At 58.6% G+C, this 9,362-nt stretch carries 6 protein-coding genes and 2 pseudogenes; 5 read left to right on the top strand and 3 right to left on the bottom strand.

The genetic code is table 11. The features are described from left to right. The coding region (locus ACYVG7_RS06355) for a hypothetical protein (protein ID WP_460882374.1) at nucleotides 1-599 on the bottom strand (599 nt) is incomplete at its 3' end. Nucleotides 600-672: 73 nt separating this feature from the next. On the opposite strand from ACYVG7_RS06355, the pseudogene ACYVG7_RS06350 reads away from it, so the two are divergent. Next, nucleotides 673-1,584: pseudogene (locus ACYVG7_RS06350) on the top strand (alkene reductase); the annotation flags it as partial. Between the two features lie 206 nt (nucleotides 1,585-1,790). Here ACYVG7_RS06350 and ACYVG7_RS06345 read toward each other — a convergent pair. Continuing rightward, nucleotides 1,791-2,831, bottom strand: a complete 1,041-nt coding sequence (locus ACYVG7_RS06345) for a diguanylate cyclase domain-containing protein (RefSeq protein ID WP_460882373.1) — start codon at nucleotides 2,829-2,831, stop codon at nucleotides 1,791-1,793. Nucleotides 2,832-3,085: 254 nt separating this feature from the next. Continuing rightward, on the bottom strand, nucleotides 3,086-4,264 hold the full coding sequence (locus ACYVG7_RS06340) for an MFS transporter (protein ID WP_460882372.1): 1,179 nt from the start codon (nucleotides 4,262-4,264) through the stop codon (nucleotides 3,086-3,088). A 112-nt stretch (nucleotides 4,265-4,376) separates the two neighbouring features. Here ACYVG7_RS06340 and ACYVG7_RS06335 point away from each other — a divergent pair. From ACYVG7_RS06335 to ACYVG7_RS06320, 4 genes and pseudogenes are all read left to right on the top strand, one after another. Next, nucleotides 4,377-5,251 (top strand): annotated as a pseudogene (locus ACYVG7_RS06335) (LysR substrate-binding domain-containing protein). Between the two features lie 89 nt (nucleotides 5,252-5,340). Then, the gene (locus ACYVG7_RS06330) at nucleotides 5,341-6,183 is read left to right on the top strand and encodes a hypothetical protein (protein ID WP_460882371.1); all 843 of its coding nucleotides are present in this window, start codon (nucleotides 5,341-5,343) and stop codon (nucleotides 6,181-6,183) included. 190 nt (nucleotides 6,184-6,373) lie between these two features. Then, on the top strand, nucleotides 6,374-8,035 hold the full coding sequence (hcp, locus tag ACYVG7_RS06325; protein ID WP_460882370.1) for a hydroxylamine reductase: 1,662 nt from the start codon (nucleotides 6,374-6,376) through the stop codon (nucleotides 8,033-8,035). Nucleotides 8,036-8,225: 190 nt separating this feature from the next. Beyond that, nucleotides 8,226-9,338, top strand: coding sequence for an FAD-binding oxidoreductase (locus ACYVG7_RS06320; RefSeq protein WP_460882369.1), 1,113 nt, complete (start codon nucleotides 8,226-8,228; stop codon nucleotides 9,336-9,338). Nucleotides 9,339-9,362 lie beyond the last annotated feature (24 nt).

Here is a 9,362-nt window from a genome sequence, read left to right as displayed (position 1 = left end):
ATGGAACTGGTCAGGATCGGCTGTCGAACGGCTCCAATGCCGCAACGCCTGTTGAAGCTGGCTGAGTCTCGATGGTAATCAGGAACCCTTTTGTATACATTATTCCGATAACGCCAAATCGGCACTAGATCTAGAGATTCCTCAGTAATAACAAGAGGCTCTGCTACCACCTCTTGCCAATCTGCATCTTCCAAAACTAGCCAATTAACGAATGGCAGTAACGAATCGGCTAGGCTGCGTACTGTCTTCAAACTAATTGGTTGGCCCATTGCCCGGGCCCGGGCCCCCTCTGAATCAGCACCTAGATGATCCTGATCCATATTTCGCCTCATTGAGAACTCGCCAGTGAAACGCTGAATCAGAAATAGATTTAGCTCACAACAAAGGTCGATACGTGCCGAACAATAGATTAGTGGGAAGCGATCTATAACTCGATCTGTGTGATATGCAATTTCACGGAGCCCATGTTCATCCGTTACGTACTGCTGATTTTCATCGAGAATAAAATGCGGGCGCAACCCTAGATTGATCTGAACATTGAGCACACGGGCCTTACTATTGCTAGACGAACTCATTAGACACCCACAACCAAGTACCATATCAACATCCTAGTAACACAAATAACAAAATTCAACGCATCAATGTGAGCGTTACAAAAATAGATTCCAGTACCCTTTGGGCAAGGGCTACGCCTGGACACCGGGTATCTACAGTGCCGAGCAGGTCGCAGGCTGGCGCTTGGTCACCGATGCGGTCCACGCCAAGGGCGGGCTGATCTTTGCCCAGCTCTGGCATGTCGGCCGGGTCACCCACAGCGATAATATCGGCGGTGCCCAGCCTCTTTCGGCATCGGCCATCAAGGCCGAAGGCGTACGGGTATTTATTGATAACGGCAGCGAAGCGCCCGGCTTTGTCGAGGTCTCGACCCCTCGGGCTATGACTCAGCAGGATATCGACGCCGTGGTTGCCGAGTTTCGTCAAGCCGCCCGTCATGCCCTGGAGGCCGGTTTTGACGGCATAGAGCTGCATGGCGCCAATGGCTACCTCATCAATCAGTTCCTCGACTCCGGCTCCAATGCCCGCACCGACAACTATGGCGGCAGCCTGGAAAACCGCCTGCGCTTCCTGCGCCAGGTCACCAGTGCCGTGATCGCCGAAATTGGTGCCGAGCGGGTGGGCGTCCGGCTGGCACCACTCACCACCCTCAATGGCACCGTCGATGCCGATCCGGAGACGACCTACACCGCCGCCGCCGCCCTGCTGGGAGAGCTGGATATTGCCTACCTGCATATTGCCGAAGCCGATTGGGACGATGCCCCCGTGATGCGCGATGCCTTCAAGGCTGCACTGCGTGCCGCCTTCCCCAATGTTCTGATCTACGCAGGTAAATACGATGCAGACCGGGCTCGCGCCGCTATCGCCGCCGGTTGGGCCGATCTGATCGGTTTTGGCCGCCCCTTCGTCGCCAATCCGGACTTGCCAGAGCGAATCCAGCAGCAGCGGCCCTGGGCGGCTCATGATCCGGCGACTCTGTTTGGCGGCGGTGCCCACGGCCTGACCGACTACCCGCGCAGTCAACCTTGAGGGAGCGGAGTCAGGACTCCGACAACCGCAGACACCCAGGGCGGCCATTAGGCCGCCCTGGGTTTTTCTGATCGCCTAAAGCTAAAGAGTGAGACAGGAGGCGGAGGGAAAATAAACCGATTGCCGCGTCTATTCATTCACGAAAAACAGGGGAACGTAGCGGAAAGCTCCGGCAGCCAAGATGGGGGGCCAGGAACATCGCAGGGTTATGGCGCGGGCAGCCAGCTTAATTGATAGCCATGCTTGCCCAGCTGTTTGGCCTGGTACATGGCCCGGTCGGCACAATCCAGCGCCTGGTCGTAACCCACACCATTCCCCTGCCACAAGGCTACACCGATACTCATGCCGATCTGGATCGGCTGACCATCCAGCTCCTGATAGTCGGCACTGTGGGCCAACAACTGGCCCGCTAACTGGCGCACCGTTGCTTCGCTGACCTGCTGATCCAGATAGATCACAAACTCATCTCCCCCCATGCGCGCCAACAGACCGCTAGGGGGCGTCACATGCCGCAACCAGTCGGCAACCCGCAGCAACAGCCGATCCCCACAGGAGTGGCCCAGGGAATCATTGACCGCCTTGAAGTCATCCAGATCGATAAACAGCAAGGCCGCAGCATCCTGCACCTGCGCCATCCGCCACTGACTGGCCTCGGAGAACGCCTGCCGGTTATACAAGCCGGTCAACGGCTCGGTCTGCACCTGCTGCGCCAGCCGCAGTTCATACTCCTTGCGCTGGGTGATATCGACATGGGCGCCCATGATGCGCAGCGGCAATCCGTGGGCATCGCGCTCGATGATCCGCCCCCGATCCCATAACCAGGTTACCGATCCATCCGGTGACAAAGTCCGGTATTCGGCTTCGTAGAAGGGATATTTCCCATTGAGATGACCAAGGTAGCTATCCAGCGCCGCCGTGGCATCCGCCGGATGTAACTTGGCACGCCAGAGCTCAAAATGCGGGGCCATCTGGCCATGTTCAAAATTTTGCAGATTAAAGACCGTCAGCTCACCACTGGGAATCATCCCCTGCCACAGACAGAGTCCGGTCCCATCCAGCGCGGCATTGAGCTTCTCATGCAACAACCGGTTTTCCTGCTGGAGCTGGGCCAGTTGCGACCTCAGCGCCGCCAACTCGCGAGCGGACACCCTCGTCGTCTCGGATTGCGAGTCCATAAGCAGCATCTCTTGTTCCTCGGCCTGACGGGCTGACACCATCGCGACTACATCCTTCTTAACTGCACGCATTCCGGGACACCATGGCCCTACATCTATCACCCGGGCTTCCGGACTCGATCGTTATTCTGGAAAACTCCTGATAAACCGGTTGAATCAACTAGATTTTCCGTCCCTGAGAATATCGTTGTGAGCGATGAAATAAAAGTCGGTTAGTTAGCGATATCCACAAGATTTTGGCGCATAAAAAACGCCGCAGGGAGCTGCGGCGCACAGTGTGATCGTAAAAAAGTATGATCGCGAAATAAGAAAGGCCGATGACAGACTCAAACCGGTAAGATGACCGCGCCTCGCCGTTGTCGGCGCTCACTAACCAGGGTCAATCCCAGCGCCGCCACCACGATCAGAGCCCCCACCCAAGGGGTGTGCATCAGCCCCAGATGCTCGACCACCACACCACCAACCACAGAGCCAATGGCAATCCCGATATTGAAGGCCGCAATATTCAGCCCCGAAGCCACATCCACGGCCTTCGGCGCATGACGCTCGGCTTCTTGCACCACCAGCACCTGCAGCGCCGGGACATTGCCAAAGGCAAAGCCTCCCCACACCAGCACCGTCAATACCACCAGCAGCGGATGGCTGGCAGTGAAGGTCAAAGCCAGCAGGATGGCTGCCAGGCCGCTGAACAAGATTTTGAGTGCCGGGATGGCACCTTTCCTATCCGCCAACTTGCCTCCCCAGATATTGCCCACCGCCACGGAAACCCCATACACCAGCAGGATCAAGCTGATACTGGAGGCCGAAAACCCACTGACCTGCTGCAGGATGGGCGCCAGAAAGGTAAAGGCGGTGAAGGCGCCACCATAGCCCAGCGCCGTCTTGGCATAGACGCGCAGCAGCGCAGGCTGGGTCAGCACGACAAGCTGATCCCGCAAGGATGCTGCAGCGCCCCGTGGCAGGTTGGCCGGGATCAGACAATAACTGCCCACACAGGCGATGAGGCCCAATGCCGACACCACCAGAAAGGTCTCCCGCCAGCCGAACAGCTGCCCAATCCAGGTACCCAACGGCACTCCAGTGACCAGCGCGACCGTCAAACCGGTGAACATGATGGCGATAGCACTGGCCGCCTTCTCTTTAGGCACCAGACTGGTTGCAATGGTCGAGCCGATGGAGAAGAAGACGCCATGGGCCAAGCCGGTCAGCACCCGAGCCAGGATCAGGGTGCCATAATCCGGAGCCTGCCAAGCCAGAAGATTGCCCAGGGTAAACAAGGCCATCAATCCAACCAGCAACCACTTACGGGGTAACTTGCCGGTCACCGCCGTGAGCAGAGGCGCGCCGATGGCTACCCCCAGGGCATACAGACTGACCAGCAAACCGGCCGAGGGCAGAGTCACCTGCAACTGAGAGGCGATAGTCGGCAGCAAGCCGACAATCACAAATTCCGTGGTGCCGATGGCAAAGGCACTGAGGGTGAGAGCAAAAAGCGCCAGAGGCATAACATTCTCCTAAACAGAGTGAGCGATATAAACCGATGGCGCTTAGTATGGGGGGCTCGTTTATGTGCAAAAATGACGATAAAATCAGAATTAAAATGTTACTGGAGCAGCAATGAAGACCCATTCCGATGAGTTGGCCCTCTATGTGGCCGTGGTGGAAGCCGGGAGCTTTCGTCAGGCGGCGGAGAATCTGGGCATCGACAATTCGGTGGTCAGCCGTGGCGTCAAGCGGCTGGAGGCCAAGCTAGCCACCGTCTTGCTCCATCGCACCACGCGACGAGTGACCCTGACGGCGGAAGGGGAATGGTTCTATGAGCGCGCGGCGCGGATCCTCAACGAAATGAGCGCCGCCGAGAGCAACTTGCTGGCCCGGCGTGAACATCCCAGCGGGATCCTCAAGGTGGATGCCGCCTCGCCGTTTATCCTGCATCAACTGGTGCCCATCATCGGCGAATTCCGTCAGCGCTATCCGGATATAGAACTGCATCTGGAAAGCTCGGATGGCTTTATCAACCTGCTGGAGCGCCGCATCGATGTCGCCATCCGGATCGGAGAGCTGACGGATTCCTCGCTGCGCGCCATGCCGCTGGGCCATTCACGACTGCGGATTCTGGCCTCCCCTGCCTATCTGGCTCGCGCCGGAACGCCGCACCTGCCGGCCGATCTCGCCGACCATCAACGGCTGGGTTTTATCACCCCGGAGCATCTCAACCACTGGCCTTTGCTCGGTGAACAGGGCGATCGTCTGCCGATCACGCCCCAGATCCGCGCCAGTTGGCTCTGGCCGGTGAGGGCCTGGTCTGTTTGTCGGATTTCATGACTGCGGCCGATCGAGCCAGTGGCGCCCTGGTCGAAGTGCTGGCGCGCTCCAACAGCGGAGCCTCGCGCCCGATCAATGCGGTGTTCTACTCCGATGCCCAGCGCAATCCGCGATTACGGGTCTGGCTGGATTTCCTGCGCGAGAAGCTGGCCACAGGGAACAATTAGCGGGCCCCATGAAGCACTCACTTCGCAGCCAACCCTTATCGGGTCGGCATCTATACTCTTAACAGGTCTGTTTCAGCACCGGTGATCCCATGGCTTTGCAACCACACGTCCGGATTATGTCCCGGCCCCGTGCCCATCCTGATAGCGAGCAAGATGTCGCGCACATCGCCCGACGATACGGACTCTTGCCCTTACTCTGCGCCGGGCTGCTCTGTACCCAGGCGCAGGCCGCGTGCCTGATCACTCTGGGTTACCATGACGAGCCGATCCCGCCCCATATCGAGCGGGCGGTGCCCAGTGCTGAGCCTCAAGGCAGAGCCATTGAACTGGTGACACAAGCTGCGCGCGAGCTGGGGTGCCTGATTGTCTGGCAGCGACTGCCGAACTTGCGCGTCTTGCATGCCGCCATCCATGAACAGAGTGATGGCGCCCTGTTCTACTCTTGGACCAAGGCCCGCAGTCTGCAACTGATCTACCCGCAGCAGGGTGGTCGCCTCGACGCCAGTCGGCGCCTGGCGACCTTAAATTATGTGCTCTATCGGCGCCAGGGTTCCGATGTCGATTGGGATGGGAAAACGCTCACCCCGCACGCCTGTGTGGTGGGATTCAATGAGGGGTGGTCGATTGGCAGTTATCTGGACGAACGCGGCATCCCCCACAGCGGTGCCAATGACAGTGAACATAATCTCAAACGTCTGGAAAAAGGCCGGATCTGTGCTTATGCCACGCTGGAGGAATCCGGTGATGCCGCCATTGCACATTTTCCGGGACGCTTCGAAAAGTTGCCCATCTCCTTGCTGCGTAAGGATTACTTTTTGGTGTTTAACCCCTTTTACTACCGGCAACATAGTCAGCAGGTGGAGCAGCTCTGGAACAAAATCGGTCGGCTGCGCGAGCAGGCCCAGGCCCATTCCGGGATCGAGTCAAAATAACACCCAGAGTCAATACGACTCAGTCCTTTGCGAGGTCAAATAGACACACAACAAACCATTAACACAGATATCTTATTGTTTATATTCAATAAAATATCCTGGCACGCTCCTTGTAATCCCTATTCTGGTCTGGGCGCTGAACTGCGAGTTCGGCCGCCTTTTATCAGGATTTGTGCAAGGAGCTCTCCCCATGTTTTGCGTCCAATGTGAACACACCATTCGTACCCCGGTTGCCACCGGTTGCAGCTACGCCATGGGCATGTGCGGCAAGACCAGCGAAGTCTCGGATCTGCAAGATGTGCTCATCTATCTGCTGCAGGGCGTCAGTGCCTATGCCCTCAAGGCGCGGGAGTTCGGCATTATCGATCGCCACATCGACGCCTATGTCTGTCAGGCCTTCTTTGCCACCCTGACCAACGTCAACTTCGATAGCCAACGTATCATTGCCTTCATCGACGAAGCCCAACGTAACCGTGCCAGCCTCAAGGAGCGTTATGAAGCCGCCTGTCTGGCCGCCCGTCAGACCCCAGCCCTGATGACGGGTCCTGCCGCCGTGGAACTGACCAGCGAAAAAGCCACCCTGCTGACCCTGGCTCCCAGTGCTGCGGTCAATCGCGGCCTGAGCGAAGTCGGAGCCGATATCCTCGGCCTGCGTCTGCTGTGTCTGTATGGTCTCAAAGGCGCCGCCGCCTACATGGAACACGCCCGGGTGCTGGGTGAGCAGGATGATGCGGTCGGTGCCGAATTCCACGACATCATGGCCTGGCTGGGTACCGATCCCAGCGATATGAACGAACTGCTGGCCTGTGCCATGCGCATCGGTACCATGAACTACCGCATCATGGCCATGCTGGACAAAGGCGAAACCGAAACTTTCGGTCACCCCGAGCCGGTACAGGTCAATATCAAGGCGGTGGCGGGTAAAGCCATCCTGGTCTCCGGCCACGATCTGCATGATCTGCAGAAGATCCTCGAGCAGACTGTCGGCACCGACATCAACGTCTACACCCACGGCGAGATGCTGCCCGCCCACGGCTACCCGGAATTGAAGAAGTATCCTCATCTGGTCGGCAACTACGGCACCGCTTGGCAAAACCAGCAAAAAGAGTTTGCCGCCTTCCCCGGCGCCATCGTCATGACCTCCAACTGCATCATCAATCCGGATGTCGGTCAGTACCGGGATCGGATCTACACCCGCAGCATCGTCGGCTGGCCTGGTGTCACCCACCTGGAAGGAGATGACTTCTCGGAAGTGATCGCCAAGGCGCAATCCCTGGCGGGCTACCCGCATAGCGAGATCCCGGCCTATACCAGCACCGGCTTTGCCCGCAATGCGCTGATGGCGGCGGCTCCGGCGGTGATCGAGCAGGTCAAGGCCGGCAACATCAAGCACTTCTTCCTGATCGGCGGCTGCGATGGCGACAAGTCCGAGCGCAGCTACTACACCGACATGGCCAAGGCGGTACCAGACGACTGTGTGATCCTGACCCTGGCCTGCGGCAAGTTCCGTTTCAACACCTTCGAATACGGCGACATCAACGGCATCCCGCGTTTCCTGGATGTTGGCCAGTGCAACGATGCCTACTCAGCCATCCAGTTGGCCATCGCGCTGGCGAACGAGTTCGGCTGTGGTGTCAATGAGTTACCGCTGTCGATGGTACTCTCCTGGTTCGAACAGAAGGCGATTGTCATCCTGCTGACCCTGCTCTCTTTAGGCATCAAGGGCATCCGTGTCGGTCCCACCGTACCGGGCTTCCTGACGCCGAACCTGCTGGCCTATCTGCAGGAGAACTTCGATCTGAAACTGATTGGCACCGTCGAACAGGACTTGGCCGATATGCTGGCCGCCTGATAGGATGGCCCTCTGCTCCTCAAGAGCCGAGGGCCATTTTTTCTGTTCACCCAAGGCGACGACCTTACTTGAACGATCCGGTGATGACCGAACGACCAAAGATTGCCGGACGATCAGAGATTGCCCAACGATCAGGAATTACCGTGAGAGAACGACCGCACCCTCGGTCAGCCACCGACAGGAACCCGCTATGATGCCACTTTCAAGTCTGCTCACAGCCCCACTCTGGAGCGAGGGCGAACGTGAACTGATATGTCTGCACCGGCAGGATGAAACCCGGGATGGCGACACCATCACCGCCACCACGCTGGTGTTTCAGACCCATCCCCAACCGAGCCGTTTTCACTATCGGCCCGGTCAATTCTTACTGTTGAGCGTCACACTCGACGGACAGCGCCTCCATCGCGCCTATTCACTCTCCTCCTCCCCCACCCGTCCCAACACGCTGGCCATTACCGTCAAGCGAGTCGCGGGTGGACGCGTCTCTAACTATTTGCTGGATACCCTGCAGCCGGGGATGACCCTGCGGGCACTGGCTCCCAGCGGCCAGTTTCATCTGCCCGACACCTTGCCCCGTAACCTCCTGCTACTCAGCGGCGGCAGCGGCATCACGCCCATGCTCTCCATCGGTCGCGCCCTGCTGGATCTGCACGCCGATTGCCAGATCCATTTCGTGCACAGTGCACGCCATGCCGGTGATCTCATCGCCCGGCAACAACTGGTGCACTGGGCCCAGCGTCATTCCAATTTTCATCTGACCCTGCTGCTCGAGCAGGCTTCCAGCGATCTGCCGTGTATCGAAGGCCGTCTGAGTGCCGAGCACCTGGCGACCCTGACTGCACCGCTGAGCGATTACGCCATCTTCCTGTGTGGTCCCGGCGGTTACATGAGCGCGGTCAAGACCCTGCTGGCCGCACCGGCCTATCAGAACATTGCCCTGTATCAGGAAGATTTTTCACCCAGTACCGCTCCGGGATCTGCCCCTCATGTCGGTACCAGCCCACAGGGCGCCACTGCCGATGTCGGCCTGTCGGCTCCCGGCTTCAGCCTGTCGGTCCCGGCCTTTGGCCATCAGGGTCATATTGGCACGGATGAGACCCTGCTGGCCGCTCTGGAGCGCGAAGGATTGCCGATCATCGGTGCCTGCCGCTCCGGTGTCTGTGGCAGTTGCAAGTGCAAGCTCGAGCAGGGCGAGGTCGCCAGCGGCCCGCAACTGGCTCTGAGCGCCGAGCAGATTGCCGAAGGCTATGTGCTCGCCTGCGCCAGTACGCCGCGCAGTAACCTGCAAGTCACTCTGGGCTAAGCCTCTGCCAACAGCAGACTCTAT

The sequence above is a fragment of the Pseudaeromonas pectinilytica genome (genome assembly GCF_054780855.1).
Note: the sequence above shows the minus strand (reverse complement) of the source record. Positions and strands in the feature narration are given on the sequence as shown.

Bases quoted from the DNA above. Each gene is read 5' to 3' on its own strand.
- ACYVG7_RS06345 (WP_460882373.1), bottom strand. From the start codon at position 2,831: ATGCGTGCAGTTAAGAAGGATGTAGTCGCGATGGTGTCAGCCCGTCAG.
- ACYVG7_RS06340 (WP_460882372.1), bottom strand. From the start codon at position 4,264: ATGCCTCTGGCGCTTTTTGCTCTCACCCTCAGTGCCTTTGCCATCGGC.
- ACYVG7_RS06330 (WP_460882371.1), top strand. From the start codon at position 5,341: ATGGCTTTGCAACCACACGTCCGGATTATGTCCCGGCCCCGTGCCCAT.
- hcp (WP_460882370.1), top strand. From the start codon at position 6,374: ATGTTTTGCGTCCAATGTGAACACACCATTCGTACCCCGGTTGCCACC.
- ACYVG7_RS06320 (WP_460882369.1), top strand. From the start codon at position 8,226: ATGATGCCACTTTCAAGTCTGCTCACAGCCCCACTCTGGAGCGAGGGC.